We start from the raw sequence: 22,935 nt of genomic DNA, 5'->3' as shown, positions 1-22,935 counted from the left end.
TGACACGAGCAGGACCGCGCTCGGCAATCAGGCCGCCAGTTGCGCGTGCATTTCTTGCACCGAAATAACGCCAAGGCTGTCGATGTACTTCATACCTTCCACCGCCGCTTCAGCGCCTGCGATGGTGGTGAAGGTGGTCACTCGGGCCAGCAGCGACGAGGTGCGGATCTGGCGCGAATCGGCGATCGCGTTGCGGCGTTCTTCCACCGTGTTGATCACCAGCGCAATGTCACCGTTCTTGATCATGTCCACGATGTGCGGGCGGCCTTCGGTCACCTTGTTCACGGTTTGCACCGGCACGCCAGCGGCGCTGATGGCAGCCGCCGTGCCCCGTGTGGCCACCAGGTCAAAGCCCATGGCCACCAGTTCGCGCGCAATCTCCACGGCACGGGGCTTGTCGTTGTTTTTCACCGTCAGGAACACCTTGCCGCTGGTGGGCAGCTTGGTGCCGGCGCCGAGCTGGCTCTTCACGAACGCTTCGCCAAAGGTCTTGCCCACGCCCATCACCTCGCCGGTCGACTTCATCTCGGGGCCGAGGATGGTGTCCACACCCGGGAACTTGACGAAGGGGAAAACGGCCTCTTTCACGCTGAAATAAGGCGGCGTGACCTCGGCACCAATGCCCTGGTCGTCCAGCGACTGACCCGCCATGCAGCGCGCGGCCACCTTGGCCAGCTGAATACCGGTGGCTTTAGAAACAAAAGGCACCGTGCGCGAAGCGCGTGGGTTCACCTCCAGCACAAAGATCACGTCTTTCTTTTCACCGTTGGCATCCGTTTCCTGGATGGCGAACTGCACGTTCATCAAGCCCACCACATTCAGGCCTTCGGCCATGGCCGCTGTCTGGCGCTTGAGTTCGTCCACCGTCTCTTTGGACAAATAATAAGGCGGCAGCGAACAGGCCGAGTCGCCGCTGTGTACGCCTGCCTGCTCAATGTGCTCCATGACGCCGCCAATGAACACACGGCCGGTGTGGTCGCGGATGGCGTCCACATCGCACTCGATCGCATCGTTCAAAAAACGGTCCAGCAGCACTGGCGAGTCGTGGCTCACCTTCACAGCTTCGCGCATGTAGCGCTCCAGGTCGCGCTGCTCGTGCACGATTTCCATGGCGCGGCCACCCAGCACATAGCTTGGGCGGACCACCAACGGGTATCCCAGCGCGGCGGCTTTTTCCAGCGCTTCGGGCTCGGTGCGGGCGGTGGCGTTGGGCGGTTGGCGCAGGCCCAGTTCGTGCAGCAGCTTCTGGAAGCGCTCACGGTCTTCGGCCGCGTCGATCATGTCAGGGCTGGTGCCGATGATGGGCACGCCCGCAGCCTCCAGGCCCAGTGCAAGCTTCAGAGGCGTCTGGCCACCGTACTGGACGATCACGCCCAGTGGTTTTTCCTTGTCCACGATCTCCAGCACGTCTTCCAGCGTCAGCGGCTCAAAATACAGGCGGTCGCTGGTGTCGTAGTCGGTGGACACGGTTTCCGGGTTGCAGTTGACCATGATGGTCTCGTACCCGTCTTCGCGCATGGCCAGTGCGGCGTGCACGCAGCAGTAGTCGAACTCGATACCCTGGCCGATGCGGTTGGGGCCACCACCCAGCACCATGATCTTCTTGTTGTTGGTCGGCTCGGCCTCGCACTCGCCGTCGCCATGGCCTTCATAGGTGGAATACAGGTAGGCGGTGTCGGTGGCGAACTCGGCCGCGCAGGTGTCCACGCGCTTGTAAACCGGGCGGATGTTTTGAGCGATGCGGCGCTCGCGCACGGCGGCGTCGGTGGTCTTGAGCAGCTTGGCGAGGCGGCGATCCGAGAAGCCTTTTTTCTTCAGGCCACGCAGCGTGTCGGCGTCCAGCGCCTCCAGGCTGGTCTGCTCCAGTTGCAGCTCGATCTTCACGATCTCTTCGATCTGCACCAGGAACCACGGGTCGATCTTGGTGAACTGGTGCACCTCCTCCATGGACCAGCCGGCCGCGAAAGCATCGCCCACGTACCAGATGCGCTCGGGGCCGGGCTCACCCAGCTCGCGCTCCAAGGTTTCGCGGTCCTGGGTTTTTTCGTTCATGCCGTCTACGCCCACTTCCAGGCCACGCAAGGCTTTCTGGAAGCTTTCCTGGAACGTGCGGCCCATCGCCATCACCTCGCCCACACTCTTCATCTGCGTGGTCAGGCGGCTGTCGGCGGTGGGGAACTTCTCAAAAGCAAAACGCGGAATCTTGGTCACCACGTAGTCGATGCTCGGCTCGAACGACGCCGGGGTGGCGCCACCGGTGATCTCGTTGCGCAGCTCGTCTAGCGTGTAGCCCACGGCCAGTTTGGCCGCCACCTTGGCGATGGGGAAGCCGGTGGCCTTGGAGGCCAGCGCGCTTGAGCGCGACACGCGCGGGTTCATCTCAATCACCACCATACGGCCGTCGGCCGGGTTGATGGAGAACTGCACGTTGGAGCCGCCGGTGTCCACGCCGATCTCGCGCAGCACGGCCAGCGAGGCGTTGCGCAGGATCTGGTATTCCTTGTCGGTCAGCGTCTGGGCCGGGGCCACGGTGATCGAGTCGCCGGTGTGCACGCCCATCGGGTCCAGGTTTTCGATCGAGCAGATGATGATGCAGTTGTCCGCCTTGTCGCGCACCACTTCCATCTCGTACTCTTTCCAACCGAGCAGCGATTCCTCAATCAGCAGCTCGTTGGTGGGCGAGGCTTCGATGCCACGCTTGCAGATGGTCTCGAACTCTTCCGGGTTGTAGGCGATGCCGCCTCCGGTGCCGCCCAGCGTGAAGCTGGGGCGAATCACCACCGGGAAGCCCACCGTCTTCTGCACGCCCCAGGCTTCTTCCAGCGTGTGGGCGATGCCTGAACGCGCTGAGCCCAGACCGATCTTGGTCATGGCGTCCTTGAACTTCAGGCGGTCTTCGGCCTTGTCGATGGCTTCTGGCGTGGCGCCAATCAACTCGACGTCGTACTTTTTCAGCACGCCGTTGTGCCACAGGTCCAGCGCGCAGTTCAGCGCGGTCTGGCCGCCCATGGTCGGCAAAATCGCAAAGCCGCCGGGGGTGAGCGGACGCTCCTTGGCGATGATCTTCTCCACCGTCTGCCAGGTGATGGGCTCGATGTAGGTCACATCGGCCGTGGCCGGGTCGGTCATGATCGTGGCCGGGTTGCTGTTGATCAGCACCACCCGGTAGCCCTCTTCGCGCAGCGCCTTGCAGGCCTGCACGCCGGAGTAGTCGAACTCACAGGCCTGGCCAATGATGATCGGGCCGGCACCGATGATGAGGACGGTCTGGATGTCTGTTCTTTTGGGCATGTTTCGCTTCTATCGTTGCGCGCAGACCGGTCAGGCCTGCCGCTGGGTTTCCAGTTGGGTCAGCAGCGCCTGTATGCGCTCGGCTGGGACGTTTTTCTGCATCAGCTGCAGCAGGCCGTCGCCTTCGATCATGGGTCGCAAGACTTCCACTTCGGCGGGGTAAAACAACGCATCCCAGGCGCTGAGCTCTTCGTTGAAGGTGGCGTCGTCCCAGCTTTTTCCTTTGGCCAGCATCGTCACCAGCGGCATGGCCTTGTTTTCGACAAAGGCTTTGCGGTAAGGCTTTTGAGCCCAGCGCTGGGCAAACCACTCTTTGTGCGGCGTCTCCAGCGTCAGCATGCGTTTGGCAATCGCCTTCTCAACAGCAAAGACCGGAAAACTGAAGAGCTTCATGAACAGCCTGTCAAAAAGTGGTGAGCGGCATCAGGCCGCGGTGGGTGCCTGCATCAAACCGATGAAACGGTCGAACAGGTAACCGATATCGTGTGGGCCGGGCGATGCTTCGGGGTGGCCCTGGAAGCAAAAAGCCGGTTTGTCGGTACGGGCCAAGCCCTGCAAGGTGCCGTCAAACAGGCTCACGTGGGTGGCGCGCAGGTTGGAGGGCAGGTTCTTCTCGTCCACCGCAAAACCGTGGTTTTGGCTGGTGATGCTGACGCGGCCACTGTCCAGGTCTTTCACCGGGTGGTTGGCGCCATGGTGGCCAAACTTCATTTTGAAGGTTTTGGCGCCACTGGCCAGAGCCATGATCTGGTGACCCAGGCAGATGCCAAAGGTGGGCACACCGCTTTCAATGATCTCGCGCGCGGCGGCAATGGCGTAGTCGCACGGCTCCGGGTCGCCCGGGCCGTTGGACAGAAAAACACCATTGGGCTTGAGCTTGAACACGTCGGCGGCAGGCGTCTGTGCGGGCACCACCGTGATCTTGCAACCGCGCTGGGCCAACATGCGCAAGATGTTGTGCTTGACGCCGAAGTCGTAGGCGACGACGTGGAATTTCGGCGCGATTTGTTCACCATAGCCAAAGCCCAGCTGCCATTCGGTCTGCGTCCAGGCGTAGGGCTCGGTGACTGAGACCACCTTGGCGAGGTCTTTGCCGGCCATGCTGGAGGCAGCCCGGGCTGCTGCCACGGCCTGCTCACGGTGGGCATCGGTCAGGGCCACACCAGCCGGCAAAGCGACGATGCAGCCGTTTTGCGCGCCATGGGTGCGCAAGCGGCGCGTCAGGGCGCGGGTGTCCAGTTCGGCGATGGCCACGGTGCCCTCACGCTCCAGGTACTGGGACAGGGTCTCAACGCTGCGGAAGTTGGATGCCAGCAGGGGCAGGTCTTTGATGATCAGGCCAGCTGCATGGACGCGGTTGGCCTCCACGTCTTCACGGTTGACACCGGTGTTGCCGATGTGCGGGTACGTGAGCGTGACGATCTGCTGGCAGTAGCTGGGATCGGTGAGGATTTCCTGGTAGCCGGTGAGTGAGGTGTTGAACACCACCTCGCCCGTGGTCTGACCAGTTGCGCCAATGGAAATGCCTGTAAAGACCGTGCCGTCGGCGAGCGCGAGAAGGGCTTTCGGGTGGACGGGAAGCACGGTTTTCTCCAAATGATTTTTGAGGCTCACTCGCGCCTTTCAAGGCGCGCAACCGGGGGAGGAATCGCGCCATTTCGCCGCGTTTCAGGCAAGCCAAAACGCATCGAACGGGACGGTGAACCTGGGCAGGAAGCCCGGGCGGACGCGGGGCTGCGCCGTTTGCGGGTAAACCCCGGGATTATAGCCGCAAGGGCTTGACCGCCTTACCGGGAACAGGAGCCGTTCCGGTCATTTTTAGCCGATCGGCCCCGTTTCGGTGCGTTTTGCACTTCGGTCTGTGCCGCTGCAACCCACGAGCAACATCAACCTACAGCCTCGGCGCAAGATACCGCACTGGCGTGCAAGCAAATGGCAGCGGCGGCGGCCACGTTGAGCGACTCTTCGCCACCCGGCTGCGCGATACGCACCGACTGGCTGGCCATGGCAGCCAGCTCCGCACTGACGCCCTGCCCTTCATGGCCCAACACCCAGCCACAAGGCCAAGGCAGCCGGGCCTGGTGCAGCCAGTCGCCCTGGTGCGAACTGGTGCCCACCAATGGCACAGCCAGACCGGCGAGGTCGGCGACCGACAGGCCTTCCACCAGGTCCAGGGCAAAGTGCGCGCCCATGCCCGCACGCAACACCTTGGGCGACCAGAGTGCGGCGGTACCCTTCAAAGCCAGCACCTGCCGAAAGCCAAACGCAGCGGCACTGCGCAAGATGGATCCCACGTTGCCCGCGTCCTGCAAACGGTCCAGCACCACGGCAGACTCACCTGGCAGCAGACCCGCATTGGCTGGCAAATTCCACACAAAGCCCACGCCCGCAGGTGATTCCAGCGCACTGATGCCGGCCATCAGAGCAGCTGGAATGGTCACAATTTTGTCGGCTGCGTCCCGCAGATCGTGCGGGGCTTGCAACCAAAATGCCTCGGTGAACACCGCGAGCTCGGGGCGCTGCCCACGCGCCAGCAGCGCGCGGCACAGGTGGTCGCCTTCGAGCCAGACCTGGCCCTGCTTGCGGTAGGCCGTGGAGTCGTGCGCCAGCAAACGCAAACGCTTGAGCAACGGGTTGTCGCGGGAGGTGATGGGGCTGGGTGTGTTCATGGGTTTGGGGGCTCTGCGGGCACCGTTGTCTCGCCCACCGCCGGCGCTGCCTGGCGGGCTGCGGCCAGCGCACGCGCGACAGGTGCAAAAGAGCGGCGGTGAATGTCCAGCGCGCCGTGGGCCTGCAAGGCTTGCATGTGTTGCGCCGTGCCATAGCCTTTGTGGCGGTCAAAGCCATAGACGGGATGCTGCTGGTGCAGCTCGACCAGCAGGCGGTCGCGCGTGACTTTGGCGAGAATGGACGCGGCTGAAATGGCAGGCACCAGCGCGTCACCCGACACAATAGCCTCGGCCAGCATGTCAAAAGCAGGCAGACGGTTGCCGTCCACCAGCACCTTGTGGGGTTTCAGCCGTAGGCCCTGCACTGCGCGCTGCATGGCCAGCATGGTGGCCTGCAAGATGTTGAGGCGGTCGATTTCTTCTACCGAGGCCTGGGCAATGCTGCAGCACAAGGCCTTGGCCCGGATTTCGTCGTACAGCCGTTCGCGCCGCGCCGGCGTGAGCTTTTTGGAATCGGCCAGCCCTTTGATCGGCGCCAGGTCGTCGAGGATCACCGCCGCGGCCACCACCGGGCCGGCCAGTGGCCCCCGCCCAGCTTCATCTACGCCAGCCAGCAAGCCCGGGACATCCCACGCCAGGGGGGCTTGCTCAGCCCTCAAGAACTTTTTCGATCGCATCGGTGGCCCGTCGGGCAGTGTTTTGGCGCAGGGTTTGGTGAAGCGCGGTAAAGCGCTGCTGCAAGGCCGCTATTCTCTCAGGCGCATCCAGCCAGGCCAGCACCGCCTGCGCCAACGCCTGTGGCGTGGCTGCGTCCTGCAGGAACTCAGGCACCACGAAGTCGTTGCACAAGATATTGGGCAAGCCCACCCAGGGCTGCAGCTGCTTGCGCCGCATGATTTGCCAGCTCAACCAGTTCATGTTGTAAGCAATCACCATGGGGCGCTTGAAGAGCGCCGCTTCCAGCGTGGCCGTGCCACTGGCAATCAGCGTCACATCACTAGCCGCCAGCACCGTGTGCGACTGCCCAGGCACCACGCTAAGGTGCGCCCCCAGCCCGGCCAAACGCGCTGCCGCCTCAATTTTTTCGCGCAAGGCTGGCACCGCTGGCACCACAAACCGCAACGTGGGGCGCTGGCGAAGCATCTGGGCCGCCGCTGCAAAAAACACCTGTACCAGGTACTGAACTTCGGAAGCGCGGCTGCCCGGAAGAATGGCCACCACGGTGTCTTCATCGGACAGGCCGAGCGCGGCGCGCGCCGCCGCCCGATCGGGCGCCATGGGAATCACATCGGCCAGCGGGTGCCCCACGTACGTCGCGTCTATGCCGTGGCGCGCCAGCAACTCGGGTTCAAAAGGGAAAATGCAGAGCACGTGGTCGGCGCTGCGGCGAATCTTTTCAATGCGCTCGGGCCGCCAGGCCCAGACGGACGGGCACACGAAATGCACCGTGAGAATGCCGCGGGCCTTGAGCGCTGCTTCCAGGTCCAGGTTGAAATCGGGTGCATCGACACCGATGAACACATCGGGACGGTCGGCGCCCAGCAGGCGCTGCTTCAACTGCTCGCGGATGCCAACAATTTCGCGGTAGTGCCGCAGCACCTCCACGTAACCACGCACGGCGAGTTTTTCACTGGGCCACCACGCATCAAAGCCTTGCTCGATCATGCGCGACCCGCCAATGCCTGCGGCCTGCAGATCGGGCCATCGCTGGCGCAAGCCATTGAGCAACAAGCCCGCCAGCAGATCGCCAGACGTTTCGCCGGCGACCAGCGCAAAACGCCTGGGTTGTGTCATGGGTTCAACGAACAATGCCGCGCTGGGGAGCCACCTGGCCCAAGAAGTCGAGCATCATGGCCACGTCGGGGGCTGCCTCGGGGCTCTTGTCGGTCAGGCCTGCGATGCGTTCCATCGCCAGCGCCAGCGTGAGGTCGTCGCGGTACAGCGCCTTGTGCATGGCTTTCACGGCCGAAATGCGCTCGGGCGAAAAACCGCGGCGGCGCAAACCTTCAAAGTTCATCGAACGGGCCTGAGCGGGCTGGCCTTGGCACATCACAAACGGCGGCAGGTCGGCAAACAGCAATGAACACATGGCGGTCATGGCATGGGCACCCACACGCACAAACTGATGCACCACCGTGAAACCGCCCAGAATCACCCAGTCGTCCACCACCACGTGCCCGGCCAGCTGTGAGTTGTTGGCAAAGATGGTGTGGTTGCCCACGACGCAATCGTGCGCCAAGTGCACGTAAGCCATGATCCAGTTGTCGTTGCCTACCTGGGTGAGCGCCCGGTCGCTCGGCGAGCCAATGTTGAAGGTGCAAAACTCGCGAATGGTGTTGCGGTCGCCAATGACCAGCTCACAGGGTTCACCCGCGTACTTTTTGTCTTGCGGTATCGCGCCCAGCGAGTTGAACTGGAAAATGCGGTTGTCCCGCCCGATGGTGGTGTGGCCCTCGATCACGCAGTGCGCGCCGATGGTCGTGCCCGCACCCACCTTCACGTGCGGGCCAATGACCGTGTACGGCCCCACCGACACCGACGTGTCCAGTTCGGCGGCCGGGTCCACCAGGGCGGTGGCGTGAATCGTTCCCATAAACAGCTGATCCGCGGGTTCAGGCGATGGTGCGCATGGTGCACATCAGCTCGGCTTCGCAAGCCACATCGGCGCCCACGCGGGTGATGCCTTTGAACTTGAAGATGCCGGCTTTCATGCGGTCCAGCGTCACGTCCATGACCAGCTGGTCGCCTGGCTCGACCGGACGCTTGAAACGCGCACCATCGATGCCAGCAAAGTAATACACCGTCTTGTCGTCGGGCGTCACACCCACGGTGTCAAAGGCCAGCAGCGCAGCGGCTTGCGCCATGGCTTCCAGCATCAGCACGCCAGGCATCACCGGACGGTGCGGGAAATGTCCACCAAAAAACGGCTCGTTGATGGTGACATTCTTCAAGGCCTTGATGCTTTTACCCTTGTCGAGTTCAAGCACACGGTCCACCAGGATAAACGGGTAGCGGTGCGGCAGTTGCTTGAGAATCTGGTGAATGTCCATCATGGTGTGGGTGTGCTTTTCTGTGCTTGTGCAAGAGCCTGCTCGACGGCTTTGAGACGTTCGCGCAGGCGGTTGAGTTGTTTGAGTGAGGCGGCGTTTTTTTCCCAGGCCGCATTGTCGTCGATGGGAAACATGCCGGTGTAATGGCCAGGCTTGTTGATTGAGCGTGTCACCACCGATGCAGCCGACACGTGCACGCCGTCGACCAGCGACAGGTGACCCAGCACCACCGCACCGCCGCCCACGGTGCAGTGCGCGCCGATGGTGGCGCTGCCGGCCACGCCCGCATTGCCAGCCATGGCGGTGTGGGCACCGATGTGTACGTTGTGTCCAATCTGAATCAGGTTGTCCAGCTTCACACCGTTTTCGATCACCGTATCGTCGAGCGCACCGCGGTCAATGCACGTGTTGGCGCCGATCTCCACATCGTCTCCAATGCGCACGGCACCCAGCTGTTCGATCTTGATCCACTCGCCCTGATGCTGGGCAAAACCAAAGCCGTCGGCACCGATCACCACGCCAGGATGCAACACACAACGTGCGCCCACCACGCACCGTTCGCCCACGCTGACCCGCGGGTACAGGCGCGAATCGGTACCAATCGAAGCGCCAGCAGCCACCACCGTATGGGCACCAATGCGCGCACCGCGGGCGATACGCGCACCAGCAGCCACCACCGCGAAAGGACCTATGTCCACGCCGTCGGCCACCTGCGCCGTGGGGTGCAAGCTGGCCAAGGGGTCGATCACCGGCGTCGCGCGCTCGTCGTGTTCGCTGCGCCACCACTGGGTGAGGCGGGCAAAATACAGGTAAGGGTTTTCGGTGACGATGCAAGCGCCGCGCTGCAAGGCGGCGTCCTGCAAGTCGGCAGCCACGATTAATGCCCCAGCCTGCGTGGTTTGCAACTGGCTGGCGTAGCGGGCCTGGGCAATGAAGGCCAGGTCGGTGGGTCTCGCGGTGGCGAGCGGCGCCAGCCGGTCAACCACCGCGTCGCGTGGGCCATGCAGCGTGCCGCCCAGGGCATCAACAATGGCGCCCAATGGCCTGGACACGCCCAGCCCCGCTCTTTACTTGGCGCCGTTCAAGCCGCTCAGCACCTTGTCGGTGATGTCGTGCTTGGGGTTGATGTAGACCGCTTCCTGGATCACCAGGTCGTATTTTTCGGCCTCGGCCACTTGCTTGATCACGCGGTTGGCACGCTCCAGAACGCCTTGCAGTTCTTCGTTTTTGCGCAGGTTCAGGTCTTCCTGAAACTCGCGCTGCTTGCGCTGGAAGTCGCGGTCTTGTTCCACCAACTGGCGCTGGCGGATCACGCGCTGGGCTTCAGCCAGCGTCGGTGCCTCCCGCTCAAACTTTTCCGAAGCGCTCTTGAGCTGAGATGCCAGCGTCTGGATTTCTTTCTCCCGGCGCGAGAACTCTTGTTCCAGCTTGGTTTGCGCCGCTTTCGCCAAATTGGCTTCGCGAAAAATACGGTCGGTGTTCACGAAACCGACCCTGAAATCCTGGGCCATAGCGGCCGCGGTGGCCAGACCAAAAGCGGCTGCGAGGAGGACGTGGCGGTTGAACATGCGAGAAAGGGTCTTCATTAAAAGGAGGTTCCGATTTGAAACTGGAATTTTTGAATTTTATCTTGTGGCTGCTTGCGAATAGGGCTCGCATAAGCGAAGCGCAGGGGACCGATGGGCGAGATCCAGCTCAGACCCACGCCAACGGACGCCCGCAAGTCGGAGGCCGACAATTTTTCGCCAGGGCCATACACATTGCCCACGTCCATGAAGCCAAACAGGCGCAGGGTGCGGTCGTTGCCAGCCCCGGGGAACGGCGTAATGAACTCGGCGTTGAGCACCACATTGCGGTTGCCACCAATATTCACCAGCTCATCCGAATCGATTATCTTGGAAGTCGGACCCAGCGTGCCCTGCTCGAAGCCCCGCACCGAACCCAGGCCGCCACCAAAGAAGTTCTTGAACACCGGGTAGTCGCGACCGCCCAGGCCCTTGCCATAGCCCAGTTCGGTGTTGAAGGCCAGCGTGTACTGCTTGCTCAGCGGAATGTATTGTTGAAACTGGTAACTGGCCTTGATGTAACGGGTATCACCCGCCACACCCAGCTCGGTGTTCAGGCGCTGCAACCGACCTTCGCTGGGTACCAGGGCACTGTCTCGGCCGTCACGCGCCCAGCCGATGGTTAGCGGCACCGACGTACTGCTTGAGCCGAATGTATTGGCGTAATCCTGGTAGGCCTCTGGCAGTCCGGTACCGGACTCAATGCGCGTCTGCTCGGCACCTACGCCAAAAAACACCGTGTCCTGTTCGGTGAACGGCACACCAAAACGCACGCTCACGCCGGGCGTGACGAGGCGGTAGTCACCGCCCTGCTCGGTGTACGGCGTTGTGGTTTTGTAGTACAGGTCAAAGGTGCGTGAAATGCCGTCGGGCGTGAAATACGGGTTGGTGGTGCTCAGCACGAACTGGCGATTGAACTCGCTGGTGTTCAGGTCCAGGCCCAGGTAGTTACCAGTGCCAAACACGTTTTCCTGTTTGATACCGGCCACCAAGGAGAGCTTGTCCGCCTGGGAATAACCAGCACCCAGTGTCAGGTTACCCGTGGGCTTCTCAACCACCGAGATGGTCAGGTCCACCTGATCAGGGACACCCGGTACCTGCTGCGTGTCGATGCCGACTTCGGTAAAGTAGCCCAGGCGGTCCACCCGGTCACGCGACAGGCGGATGCGGTCGCTGTCGTACCAAGCCGATTCCAGCTGGCGAAACTCCCGACGAATCACTTCGTCCCGGGTGCGGTTGTTGCCTTCTACGTTGATGCGCCGCACGTACACACGCCGCGCGGGCTGTGCGCGCAAGACAAACGCCACGCGGTTGTTGACGCGGTCAATCTCGGGCGTGGCTTCCACTTGGGCAAAAGCATAGCCAAAAGCACCAAAATAATCGGTGAACGCTTTCACCGTGCGCGACACGTCTTCCACGTTGTAGGGCTCACCCGCGCGCAGTCTCACCAGGGTCTTGAACTCGTTTTCCTTGCCCAGGTATTCACCTTCCAGCTCCACCGAAGACACCACGTACCGGTTGCCCTCTGTGATGTTGATGGTGATGGCCATATCGTCCTTGCCAGGCGCAATGGCTACCTGGGTGGAATCGATCCGGAATTCCAGAAAACCGCGGGTGAGGTAATAAGAGCGCAGGTTTTCCAAGTCGGCGTTGAGCTTGGCACGCGAGTAGCGGTCGGACTTGGTGTACCAGCTCAACCAGCCACCGGTATCCAGGTCAAACAGGCCACGCAGCATGGACTCTGGAAACGCCTGGCTGCCCACAATGCGTATGTCCTTGATCTTGGCCACGTCGCCTTCGATCACGTTGAAATTGAGGTTGATGCGGTTGCGCTCACCCGGCGTCACGGTGGTGACCACCTGCGCGGCGTACATGCTGCGGTTGATGTACTGCCGCTTGAGTTCTTGCTCTGCGCGGTCGGCCAATGCCTTGTCAAATGGGCGCCCTTCGGTCAGGCCGACGTCGCGCAGCGCTTTCTTCAGCACCTCGGCATCAAACTCTTTGATGCCGGTGAAACTCACGTCGGCCACGGTCGGGCGCTCTTCGACGATCACCACCAACACGTCGCCGTTGACCTGCAGCCGCACGTCGCTGAACAAACCGAGGCCGAAGAGCGAGCGGATCGCCGTGGAACCCTTGTCGTCGTTGTACTGCTCACCAATGCGAAACGGCAGCGAAGCGAACACGGTGCCAGGCTCCACGCGCTGCAACCCCTCCACACGGATGTCGCGCAACGTGAAAGGCTCAACGGCCCAAGCGGGCAAGGCCGTCAACAACGAAGCCGCGAGCGCTGAGAGCGTCAGGCCACGCAGACCGAAAATTTTATTTTTCATGAAAAGAAGAGTTCAGCCAGCCAAACGGGCCACATCATTGAACAAGGCAATGGCCATCATCGCCATCAGGATCACGACACCCCCGCGCTGCAGCCGCTCCATCCAGACGTCGGACACGCTGCGGCCAGTGAGACCTTCCCAAAGATAATACATCAGGTGTCCACCGTCCAAGACCGGTAGCGGCAGCAGGTTGAGCACCCCCAGACTGACGCTGATCAGCGCGAGAAACAGCAGGTAAGAAGTGATACCAAGGCTGGCCGATTTGCCCGCGTAGTCGGCAATCGTCAACGGACCGCTGAGGTTTTTGATCGACGCTTCGCCAATCACCATGCGCCCCATCATTTTGAGCGTGAGCCATGACACCTCGGCCGTGCGAACCACGCCCTGGGTGAACCCGTCCAGCACGCCAAACCGCACGGTGGTCATGGCGGGCGCTGCACCGATGTACGCACCCACCCGCCCAACCCAGGCGCCCGCCTGTTGCTCGGGAACGGGTTTCACCAACAACGCCTGACGCTGGCCGTTGCGATCCACCACCCACTGCTGCTCAATGCCTTGGCCCGCAGGGCCTACAGCCGCACGGATGAGGCCGCGCAAGCGCTGACCATCACTGACGGGCAGGCCATCAACGCTTTGAACAACATCGCCCGATCGCAACCCGGCGGCGGCAGCGGCCCCCCCCTCCATCACGTCGCCCACCACGGGGGCGGTCCACGGCCCGAGGATGCCAATGCGCTGGAACAGACTCGCATCGGCTTCACGCACATCCATCTCGCTCAGCGCCAGGGTCACGGGCCGGGCGCTACCGCCCTCTTCGCCCGCCACCCATAGGGTCATGTTGTCACCCGACAGTGCGGCCTGCGTCAGGCGCCAGCGCAAGTCTTCAAAAGAAGCAACCGGCGTGGGCTCGGCGTCTGCCGCAGCCGCTTGCGACACCCACTCGCCGCCCACCAAGCCTGCGCGCTCGGCCAGAGAAGACGCTGCGGGGCTGGCCAACACTGGTTTGGGCTCTTCAACACCCGTCCAGTTCACCAGTGCGTATAGAGCGACCGCCAGCAAGAGATTAGCCGCCGGACCAGCGGCCACAATGGCCGCCCGGGAGCGCAGCGGCTGGGTGTTGAACGCGAGGTGCTTTTCAGCCGGGTCCACCGGGGCTTCGCGCTCGTCCAGCATGCGCACATAGCCGCCCAAGGGCAACGCGCACAACACAAACTCGGTGGGGCTGCCTTTGCGGCGCCAGGTCAACAAGGGCTTTCCAAAGCCGATGGAGAAGCGCAAGACCTTGACGCCGCAGGCCACCGCCACGCGGTAATGGCCATACTCGTGAACAGCGATCAGCAAACCCAAGGCGAGAACAAAAGCGACCAGAGTGAGCATGAGACCTCAATGACCAGATGAACGGGGAACAGACCGAGCGCAGTGGGGTTAAGCCCTGCGTCGAATCAAGCGGGAAGCTGCTGCACCATCAAGCCGGCCCTCGACCGGGCCTCGGCATCAATGGCCAGCAAGTCGTCCAGCGACTGCGGTTTGGAGGGCACCACGGCCTGCAAAGTTGCATGGTTAACCGTGTGGATCTGGTCGAAACGCAAACGACCATCAAGAAAAGCCGCCACCGCGACTTCATTGGCTGCGTTCAGCACCGCCGTGGTGCCTGTGGGCCCGGCCAAGGCATCCCAGGCGAGTTGAAGACCCGGGAAGCGCTCCTTATCGGGTTTTTCGAAGGTCAGCGCAGCCAGATTGGAAAAATCCAAGGAGGCCGCACCCGAGGCCATGCGTTCCGGCCATGAAAGCCCGTAAGCAATGGGCACGCGCATGTCGGGTGTGCCCAGTTGCGCGACCACGGACGAATCGGTGTACTGCACCATCGAATGGATCACGCTTTGCGGATGGATCACCACCTCAATTTGTGCGGGTGCCAGGCCGAACAGGTAACGCGCCTCGATCACCTCCAGCGCCTTGTTCATCATGGTCGCGGAGTCCACGGAAATTTTGCGGCCCATGACCCAGTTCGGGTGGGCGCAGGCTTCCGCGGGGGTCACCGCGGCCAGCGTGGCTGGATCGCGTGTGCGAAACGGCCCGCCCGAGGCCGTCAGCACAATCTTCTGCACACGGCGAGCCCATGCCGTCGGGTCTTCCGGCAACGACTGGAAAATGGCCGAATGCTCGCTGTCAATGGGCAGCAGGGTGGCGCCGCCGGTGCGAACAGCGTCCATGAACAGATCGCCGCCCACCACCAGCGCCTCCTTGTTGGCCAGCATCAGCTTTTTGCCCGCGCGGGCCGCAGCCAGGCAGGGCGCCAGGCCCGCAGCACCCACGATCGCACCCATCACGGCATCCACCGCCGCATCGGTGCTGACGTCGCACAACGCCTGTGGCCCAGCCAAAACCTCAACGGCCAGGCCGAGCTCGCGCACGCGGCGCTCAAGTTGCTGGGCATGGTCGGCGCTGGTCATCACAGCGAATCGGGGCGAAAACTGCTGGCATTGCGCCAGCAAGAGCTCCACCTGCGTGGCCGCCGTCAGCGCAAACACCTTGTAGCGTTCCGGGTGGCGAGCCAGCACGTCGAGCGTGCTGGTTCCTATCGAACCGGTTGAGCCCAAAATGGTGACAAATTGCATGGTGGTCATGGCATCAGAGGTAGAAAAATTTTCGGGCGGGCCTGAGCAACGCCTCCAAGCACACCTGGTCAAGGCGCGCATTGGCAAGGCCGAGCAAGTGGGTCTGGAAATGGCGAGCGGGCATGAGCGAAGGACGCTCAGCCGCTCAGAGCGTTGCCAGCATCATGGCCAGCGGCAACACGGGCAACAAGGCATCCACACGGTCCAGCACGCCCCCATGGCCGGGCAGCAGTTGACTGGAGTCTTTAACCCCCGCACTGCGCTTGACCAAAGACTCCACCAGATCGCCCACCACACCCATGGCCACCAAAAACAACAAGGCGAGCGCCGCCAGCCAGGTGCCATTGGCCCAGAGCAGCGCGTACAGACTGCCGCTATCACCCAGCCCCTGGGCATCGGCGTAGAGCCAGCCAGCTGCCAGCAAAAACACACCGAGCACACCGCTCACCGCACCCTCCCAGCTTTTGCCGGGGCTGATGGTGGGCGCCAGTTTGCGACGTCCCATCGCTTTGCCGCCGAAGTAGGCGGCAATGTCGGCCATCCAGACCAGCACGAGCACGGAGAGCAAAAATTCGAGCCCGATCAGGCGCGCCTGCACCAGCGCAAGCCAAGCACAGGCCAGCAGGAAAAGACCAATCCAGAGCCTCAGCGCAACAGGCCAGCGCCCCCAGCCGGGCACACCACGCCTCAGCATGACCAACGCCAGCACGGTCCAGAGCCCACCTACCGCCAACCACAACGGGCGCCACGACACGGCCAGCCCGCCGGCAACCCAAAAAGCGGCCAGCGCGAGACCCAATCCAACCCCCAGCGACACAGCCTTGGCAGAGCGGCAACCGTTCAGCCGGGCCCATTCCCAGCCGGCGGCCACGATCATCAGCAAAGCCAACAGGGCAAAAGGCTCAATGGCGTCATAAAACAAAGCGGGCAGCAAGACCGCCAGGAGCAGCAGCGCGGTGATGACGCGCTGCTTAAGCATGCCGCTGCTCCGGTGCTGCCACCGCGGCGCTTTGTTCGGCCGTCTGCCCAAAGCGGCGCTGGCGGCCTGCGAAATCGGTCAATGCCTTGTCCAGCTCGGCTGCATCAAATTCGGGCCAAAGGCAGTCGGTGAAATACAGCTCGGTGTACGCAGACTGCCAGAGGAGGAAGTTGCTGATGCGCAACTCACCCCCGGTGCGGATCAACAGGTCAGGATCGCCCACATGGGACAGCGCAGTGACCTCAGACATGCTCTGCTCGGTAATTTCGCGCCCGGCTTGGGCCAGCCGGCGGGCAGCCTGCACCACGTCCCAGCGGCCACCGTAGTTGAAACACACATTGAGCGCCAGACGGTTGTTGTCCGCCGTGTCAGCCTCGGCCGCTTCCAGACCTTGCACGACACGCACGGAAAGCTGGCTGCGGTCGCCGGGAAAATACAGCCGGACACCGTGCTTCTTCAAGCTGGGTACCTCGCGCGAGAGCGCCATGACCAACAGCTCCATCAGGCCGGTCACCTCTTCCGCAGGTCGCTTCCAGTTTTCCGACGAAAACGCGAACACCGTCAGCACGGGAATGCCGCGCTCGATACACGCCTGCACCGTCTTGCGCAAAGCCTCCACGCCATGCTTGTGGCCTGCGGCACGGGGCAGCCAACGTTTTTGCGCCCACCGCCCATTGCCGTCCATGACCACCGCCACATGGTGCGGCATCCCGGTGGGCGGCGGGCAAAGAGGCAAAAAGGGTTCAGCCATGAAGGGATGGTGTGGTCGACGTGCGGGTGTTGATGGAAAAAACCGGGGGTCTCAGACCTCCATGATGTCCTGCTCTTTGGCGGCCACCAACCGGTCGACCTCGTTGATCATGCGGTCGGTGAGCTTCTGCACATCGTCCTGCGAACGGCGCTCGTCGTCTTCCGATGCGAGCTTGTCTTTGACCAGCTTCTTGACCGACTCGTTCGCGTCGCGGCGCAAATTGCGAATGGCGATCTTGGCCGCTTCGCCGTCGGTACGCACCACCTTGGTCAATTCCTTGCGGCGCTCTTCGGTCATGGGCGGCATAGGTACGCGAATCATGTCTCCCTGGCTGGAGGGGTTCAGACCCAGGTCAGACTCCCGAATCGCCTTTTCAATCTTCGCGCCCATGCTCTTCTCCCACGGGGCCACGCCAATGGTGCGCGCGTCCAACAGCGACAAGTTGGCCACCTGGGACAGCGGCAACATGGAACCGTAGTAGTCGACGTGCACCGTGTCGAGCAGCTGCGGGTTGGGTCGTCCGGTACGGACTCTGGACAGGCTGTTTTTCAGCGCTTCCAGCGACTGCTGCATCTTGTGCTCAGCGGTCTGGCGAATTTCGGCGGTACTCATGAATACTCCTCACTGCGTCTTGAATTGGCGATGCCTGCAGGGCATCAAACGTGAACCAGCGTGCCTTCGTCCCCACCCAGCACCACATTGCGCAAAGCGCCCGGCTTGAAGATCGAGAACACTTTCACGGGCAGCTTCTGGTCGCGGCACAGCGCGAACGCTGTGGCGTCCATCACCTGCAAGTTTTTGGACATGGCTTCGTCAAAAGAAAGGCTGGCGTAGCGTGTCGCCAGCGGGTCTTTGTTGGGATCGGCGCTGTAAACACCGTCCACCTTGGTGGCCTTCAGCACAATTTCCGCACCAATTTCGGCACCGCGCAGGGCGGCAGCCGTGTCGGTGGTGAAAAACGGGTTGCCGGTCCCTGCCGCAAACACCACAACCTTGCCTTCTTCCAGATACTGCAAGGCCTTGGGGCGGACATAAGGCTCCACCACCTGTTCAATAGAAATGGCGGACATCACACGCGCCACCAGACCCGCTTTGTCCATGGTGTCGGCCAAGGCCAGAGAGTTCATCACCGTGGCCAACATGCCCATGTAATCGGCCGTGGCACGGTCCATACCGACCGAGCCGCCCGCCACACCACGAAAAATGTTGCCGCCACCGATCACGATGGCCACCTGAACACCGAGGCGGGTGACTTCAGCGATTTCTTCCACCATGCGAACGATGGTGGCCCGGTTGATACCAAAGGCGTCGTCGCCCATCAGGGCTTCGCCCGACAACTTCAGCAGGATCCGTTTATAGGCAGGCATGAAACAACTTTCTCGAAGGCAAAAATAAAACGTTCAGCCGATAAGTGTAGCGAAGCAAGCACCGTTCGGCACTGGCGCCATGTGGACCAAGGCTGAAAGCCTGCACCCCACAAGAGAACGGGCCTTGCGGCCCGTTGTATCTTCTCAGCAGGGGCACGGGCAAGCCCCGTCGGGAGTCAGGCGCCTTTGGCTGCTGCCACCTGGGCTGCAACTTCAGCGGCGAAATCGTCCACTTTTTTCTCAATGCCCTCACCCACCACATACAGAGTGAAACCCTTCACCGTGGTGCCGGCTGCCTTGAGCATCTGCTCAACGGTCTGCTTGTCGTTTTTCACGAAAGGCTGGTTGAACAAGGAAACTTCCTTGAGGTACTTTTGTACCGCGCCATCGATGCGCTTGGCCACGATTTCGTCGCTCTGGGCGGGCTTGCCCGCCGCCACCAGCTCTTTGTTGGCTTCGTCGGCCTTGGCCGTGGCCACCGAGCGCTCGCGCTCGATGTACTCGGCAGGCACGTCTGCGCTGGTCAGCGCCACGGGCTTCATGGCGGCGATGTGCATCGCCGTATCTTTGGCAGGCACTTCTTCGCCGTCAAACTCGACCAGCACGCCAATGCGGGTGCCGTGCAAGTAGCCAGCCACTTTGCCCGCACCGCTGTAGCGCTTGAAACGGCGGAAGCTCATGTTCTCGCCAATCTTGCCAATCAGGCCCTTGCGCACTTCTTCCAGGGTGGGGCCGAAACCGTCCTGGCTGTAGGGCAGTTCGCCCAAGGCGGTCAGATCGGCAGGATTGTGCTCAGCCACCAGCTTTGCCGCAGCGTTTGCCAATGCCAGGAAGCTGTCGTTCTTGGTCACAAAGTCGGTTTCGCAATTGACTTCCACCATGGCACCCGTGGTGCCTTCGATGAAGCTGGTGACCACACCTTCAGCCGTCACGCGGCTAGCGGCCTTGCCAGCCTTGGTGCCCAGCTTGACACGCAACAACTCTTCGGCCTTCGCCATGTCGCCGTCGGCTTCGGTCAGCGCTTTTTTGCACTCCATCATCGGCGCGTCGGTCTTGGCACGCAGTTCAGCGACCATGCTTGCAGTAATTGCCATTTTTCAGTTCTCCGTTGATCGCACCGCCTCAGCAGGCGGCACACATCATTCAATTGATCCAGTTGACTTGTGAAAAAGGGGCCCATGAGCCCCTCTTTCTCGAAAGAGCAGCAATCAGGCGGCTGCGTCTTCCTTGACTTCCACGAACTCGTCGTTGCCTTCAGCCACCACGGTTTTCACGAGGTCATTCACAGCGCTGTTGCGACCTTCAAGGATGGCGTCAGCAATGCCACGGGCGTAGAGCGCCACGGCACGGGCCGAGTCGTCGTTGCCAGGGATGACGTAGTCGATGCCCACGGGCGAGTGGTTGGTGTCCACCACGCCAACCAGCGGGATACCCAGCTTTTGGGCTTCGAGCACGGCGATTTTGTGGAAACCAACGTCGATCACAAAAATGGCATCGGGCAGTGCAGCCATGTCCTGAATGCCACCGATGTCTTTTTCCAGCTTTTCCATCTCACGGGAGAAGGTCAGCTGCTCTTTTTTGGACATGCTGTCCAGACCGGCCTCTTTTTGAGCCTGCATCTCTTTCAGACGCTTGATCGAGGTCTTGACCGTCTTGAAGTTGGTCAGCATGCCGCCGAGCCAACGCTGATCCACAAACGGCACACCAGCACGACGGGCTTCTTGCGCCACGATGTCGCGCGACTGGCGCTTGGTACCCACCATCAGGATGGTGCCGCGGTTGGCGGTCAGCTGACGCACAAACTTGGCGGCATCTTCAAACAACGGCAACGTCTTTTCGAGGTTGACGATGTGGATTTTGTTGCGGTGACCGAAGATGTACGGAGCCATCTTGGGGTTCCAGAAGCGGGTTTGGTGACCGAAGTGGACACCGGCTTCCAGCATTTCGCGCATGGAGATAGACATAAGATTTCTTTCCAGAGGTTAAGACTAAAATCCAGCCCCGATCACCTGGTTGCGCAGCGCTTGTGCGCTTTCACTTCCAAGGCAACACCCGGTTGGGCTGGTTTGCGATTGGCTTTGCTGCTTTTAAGGCCCCCGACCACATCCGTGGTGAGGCAGCCCGCCGCACAGCCAATCGATTATAGCAGCCGCACGGGAAACTACCCATCAACACCCACTCCGGCGCCCGCTTCCGTGCGCTGGAGGACGTTTCAGCGACCTTCATGCCCCGCAACTGCTCGCAGCGCACCCACAGCGCCATTTCAGCCTTCACCGCGCCATGCGCCCAAGCCAGCGGGAGATCCTCTTGAAGCTCGCCGTCGTTGGATCGGGCATTGTGGGCATCACTACAGCCTATGAACTGGCGCTGGACGGGCACGAGGTGACCGTGTTTGAGCGGCGCAACACCGCCGCCGAAGAAAGCAGTTTCGCCAGCGGCAGCCTGCTGGCGCCCGGCTGGAATGCGTTTGGGGGAGTAAATGGCCGCGGTCTGGGCGCTCTGATGCCCTGGGCAAACCCCGGCAGCGCCCTGCAGCTGGGCAGTTGGCCGCGCGGCAAGGAATGGCCTTGGCTTTGGCAATGGCTGCGCGCCGGCAAAGCCGAGCGCCACACGAAGCTGCTGCAGGGTGTTCTTCGGTTGACCCACTACAGCCACGAACGCCTCCAAACTTTGACCGGCGCCTTGCAACTGGATTACGACAGGACCGACGGCATGCTCGTGCTCTGGCGCACAGAACAAGACCAGGCAAACGCACAGGAACCCCTGAGAGTCATGGCCGACATGGGCTGGAAAGGCCGGGTGCTCTCTGCCGATGAAGCCCGCCTGCGTGAGCCAGCACTGAATGCCGGCACCGCTCTGCATGCCGCGCTGGAGATCACAGGAGAGGCTTCGGCCAATTGCCGCCAGTTTGCGCTGCAGCTGAAGACCGAAGCGCAAAAGCTGGGGTGCGAGTTTGAGTTTGGAGCCACTCTTGACCGCGTGGCTGTGGAGCCCGGCCAGGCAATGGGTGTCAAGCTGACCCTATCGCCGACCCAGACCGGGGCTGGCAACAGCGAAACCGTGCACTTCGACGGAGCCGTTTTGTGCGCCGGCGCGGCGGGCGCTGCCCTGTTGCGGCCACTGGGTCTGCGACTGCCTATGCTGCCTGTGTTTGGACACTCGGTCAGTGCAGCGGTTCGCGAACCCTTGGACGCGCCCCTGTCAGCGGTGCTGGATGCACACCAACAGATATCCATTTCGAGACTGGGTCAACGGGTCCGGGTTTGTGGTGGCCAACAATTTGGGCGTTCTGCTGGAGCCAAGTCGGCCAGCGAATTGAAACGCCTTTACCAAGTGCTGTCCGATTGGTACCCAGGCGCCGCCCGCATGGCAGACACCCGCGGCAGCGCGCAAGAATGGCATGGCGCGCAAGCCTGTGTGCCCGACGGACTCCCCGTGCTGGGGCCGACCCAACTGCCCGGCGTATGGGTCAACCTGGGGCACGGCAACAGCGGATGGTCCATGGCCTGCGGCAGCGCGCGTATCTTGGCCGACCAAATACGTGGCACGAAGCCCGACATAGATGGGGCGGACTACAGCCCCGCACGCTTCGGGCTTTGACGCAACCAGCCCACCGCAAAGGGTACGCGCGAGTGTTGGCCCGTGGTGAAATGCCCTCATGCGCATGGCGGACTGCGCAGCAGTGAACACACAAGGCACATGATGGGCGCGAAATGACACACACCGGCTTGACCGGGGTCGCGTCAGGCAGCACGATGTGTTTCTTCAATTTCCACAGCCAACACAAGGAGCAACACCATGGGCATGTTCAGTTTTATCAAGGAAGCCGGCGAAAAACTCTTCGGCATTGGCAAAGCGGAGGCCGCTGCACCCGCCGCCACGGCGCCCAGCCCAGAGCAGATTGCCGCGCTAGGCCAGACGGCCGCCCAGGCCATCGCCACGTACATCAACAGCATGGGGTTGAAGATCGAGGCGCTCGACGTTGGCTTTGACCCCGCCAGCGCAACGGTCACGGTAGCCGGCATCGCGCCCGATCAGGCCACGCGTGAAAAAGTGGTGCTGTGCTGCGGCAACGTCGCCAGCGTCACCCAGGTCAACGACTTGATGACCGTGGCCACCCCAGAACCCGAGTCGCAGATGTACACCGTGGTCAAGGGCGACAACTTGTCCAAGATCAGCAAAGCCTTTTACGGCACGCCCAACAAATACCCTCAGATTTTTGAGGCCAACAAGCCCATGTTGACCCACCCCGACAAGATTTACCCTGGCCAGGTGCTGCGTATTCCGGCGGCCTGATCACAGGCTCAGTTAC

The 22,935-nt window shown here is 62.0% G+C and carries 21 protein-coding genes; 2 read left to right on the top strand and 19 right to left on the bottom strand.

Features of this window, described 5'->3' with window-relative positions:
- Positions 1–27: 27 nt before the first annotated feature.
- From carB to rpsB, 19 genes are all read right to left on the bottom strand, one after another.
- Positions 28–3,291, bottom strand: a complete 3,264-nt coding sequence (gene carB, locus AC4QBL_RS05755) for a carbamoyl-phosphate synthase large subunit (protein ID WP_472899090.1) — start codon at positions 3,289–3,291, stop codon at positions 28–30.
- A 30-nt stretch (positions 3,292–3,321) separates the two neighbouring features.
- Positions 3,322–3,684 (bottom strand): hypothetical protein, encoded by a 363-nt coding sequence (locus AC4QBL_RS05750; protein WP_286818424.1) that lies wholly within the window; start codon positions 3,682–3,684, stop codon positions 3,322–3,324.
- 30 nt (positions 3,685–3,714) lie between these two features.
- The gene (carA, locus tag AC4QBL_RS05745) at positions 3,715–4,875 is read right to left on the bottom strand and encodes a glutamine-hydrolyzing carbamoyl-phosphate synthase small subunit (RefSeq protein WP_472899089.1); all 1,161 of its coding nucleotides are present in this window, start codon (positions 4,873–4,875) and stop codon (positions 3,715–3,717) included.
- A 302-nt stretch (positions 4,876–5,177) separates the two neighbouring features.
- Positions 5,178–5,960, bottom strand: coding sequence for a TrmH family RNA methyltransferase (locus AC4QBL_RS05740; RefSeq protein WP_472899088.1), 783 nt, complete (start codon positions 5,958–5,960; stop codon positions 5,178–5,180).
- Positions 5,957–6,637: a ribonuclease HII gene (gene rnhB / locus AC4QBL_RS05735; protein ID WP_472899087.1), complete on the bottom strand. Its 681-nt coding sequence runs from the start codon at positions 6,635–6,637 to the stop codon at positions 5,957–5,959. The genes AC4QBL_RS05740 and rnhB overlap by 4 nt, the downstream gene beginning before the upstream one ends.
- Entirely contained in the window at positions 6,609–7,754 is a 1,146-nt protein-coding gene (gene lpxB / locus AC4QBL_RS05730; protein WP_472906424.1) for a lipid-A-disaccharide synthase, read from the bottom strand. Before lpxB ends, rnhB begins: the two co-directional genes overlap by 29 nt.
- A 4-nt stretch (positions 7,755–7,758) precedes the next feature.
- Positions 7,759–8,553, bottom strand: coding sequence for an acyl-ACP--UDP-N-acetylglucosamine O-acyltransferase (gene lpxA, locus AC4QBL_RS05725; protein ID WP_472899085.1), 795 nt, complete (start codon positions 8,551–8,553; stop codon positions 7,759–7,761).
- 19 nt (positions 8,554–8,572) lie between these two features.
- Entirely contained in the window at positions 8,573–9,013 is a 441-nt protein-coding gene (fabZ, locus tag AC4QBL_RS05720; protein ID WP_439115147.1) for a 3-hydroxyacyl-ACP dehydratase FabZ, read from the bottom strand.
- The gene (gene lpxD / locus AC4QBL_RS05715; RefSeq protein ID WP_472899084.1) at positions 9,010–10,062 is read right to left on the bottom strand and encodes a UDP-3-O-(3-hydroxymyristoyl)glucosamine N-acyltransferase; all 1,053 of its coding nucleotides are present in this window, start codon (positions 10,060–10,062) and stop codon (positions 9,010–9,012) included. The genes fabZ and lpxD overlap by 4 nt, the downstream gene beginning before the upstream one ends.
- Before the next feature lie 15 nt (positions 10,063–10,077).
- Entirely contained in the window at positions 10,078–10,596 is a 519-nt protein-coding gene (locus AC4QBL_RS05710; protein WP_472899083.1) for an OmpH/Skp family outer membrane protein, read from the bottom strand.
- Entirely contained in the window at positions 10,596–12,908 is a 2,313-nt protein-coding gene (bamA, locus tag AC4QBL_RS05705; RefSeq protein WP_472899082.1) for an outer membrane protein assembly factor BamA, read from the bottom strand. The genes AC4QBL_RS05710 and bamA overlap by 1 nt, the downstream gene beginning before the upstream one ends.
- Before the next feature lie 12 nt (positions 12,909–12,920).
- Positions 12,921–14,285 carry an RIP metalloprotease RseP gene (rseP, locus tag AC4QBL_RS05700; RefSeq protein WP_472899081.1) on the bottom strand — a complete coding sequence of 455 codons (1,365 nt, stop codon included), beginning with the start codon at positions 14,283–14,285 and terminating at the stop codon, positions 12,921–12,923.
- Positions 14,286–14,350: 65 nt separating this feature from the next.
- Positions 14,351–15,535: a 1-deoxy-D-xylulose-5-phosphate reductoisomerase gene (gene ispC, locus AC4QBL_RS05695; protein ID WP_472899080.1), complete on the bottom strand. Its 1,185-nt coding sequence runs from the start codon at positions 15,533–15,535 to the stop codon at positions 14,351–14,353.
- Positions 15,536–15,671: 136 nt separating this feature from the next.
- Positions 15,672–16,505, bottom strand: coding sequence for a phosphatidate cytidylyltransferase (locus AC4QBL_RS05690; protein ID WP_472899079.1), 834 nt, complete (start codon positions 16,503–16,505; stop codon positions 15,672–15,674).
- The gene (gene uppS / locus AC4QBL_RS05685) at positions 16,498–17,256 is read right to left on the bottom strand and encodes a polyprenyl diphosphate synthase (protein WP_472899078.1); all 759 of its coding nucleotides are present in this window, start codon (positions 17,254–17,256) and stop codon (positions 16,498–16,500) included. The genes AC4QBL_RS05690 and uppS overlap by 8 nt, the downstream gene beginning before the upstream one ends.
- Before the next feature lie 51 nt (positions 17,257–17,307).
- Positions 17,308–17,868, bottom strand: a complete 561-nt coding sequence (gene frr / locus AC4QBL_RS05680; RefSeq protein WP_472899077.1) for a ribosome recycling factor — start codon at positions 17,866–17,868, stop codon at positions 17,308–17,310.
- A 44-nt stretch (positions 17,869–17,912) separates the two neighbouring features.
- Entirely contained in the window at positions 17,913–18,623 is a 711-nt protein-coding gene (gene pyrH / locus AC4QBL_RS05675; RefSeq protein ID WP_472899076.1) for a UMP kinase, read from the bottom strand.
- Between the two features lie 176 nt (positions 18,624–18,799).
- Positions 18,800–19,717 carry a translation elongation factor Ts gene (tsf, locus tag AC4QBL_RS05670; RefSeq protein ID WP_472899075.1) on the bottom strand — a complete coding sequence of 306 codons (918 nt, stop codon included), beginning with the start codon at positions 19,715–19,717 and terminating at the stop codon, positions 18,800–18,802.
- A gap of 114 nt (positions 19,718–19,831) precedes the next feature.
- Entirely contained in the window at positions 19,832–20,587 is a 756-nt protein-coding gene (gene rpsB, locus AC4QBL_RS05665) for a 30S ribosomal protein S2 (RefSeq protein ID WP_472899074.1), read from the bottom strand.
- 343 nt (positions 20,588–20,930) lie between these two features.
- Here rpsB and AC4QBL_RS05660 point away from each other — a divergent pair, with 343 nt between their 5' ends.
- Together AC4QBL_RS05660 and lysM are read left to right on the top strand one after the other, a co-directional pair.
- Positions 20,931–22,223, top strand: a complete 1,293-nt coding sequence (locus AC4QBL_RS05660) for an FAD-dependent oxidoreductase (protein WP_472899073.1) — start codon at positions 20,931–20,933, stop codon at positions 22,221–22,223.
- A 198-nt stretch (positions 22,224–22,421) separates the two neighbouring features.
- Positions 22,422–22,919 (top strand): peptidoglycan-binding protein LysM, encoded by a 498-nt coding sequence (gene lysM, locus AC4QBL_RS05655; RefSeq protein WP_472899072.1) that lies wholly within the window; start codon positions 22,422–22,424, stop codon positions 22,917–22,919.
- Positions 22,920–22,935: the final 16 nt, after the last annotated feature.

It is taken from the genome of Hydrogenophaga sp. L99 (assembly GCF_058731905.1).
The sequence above is the reverse complement of the archived record's forward strand: the minus strand, read 5'-3'. Positions and strand labels throughout refer to the sequence as shown.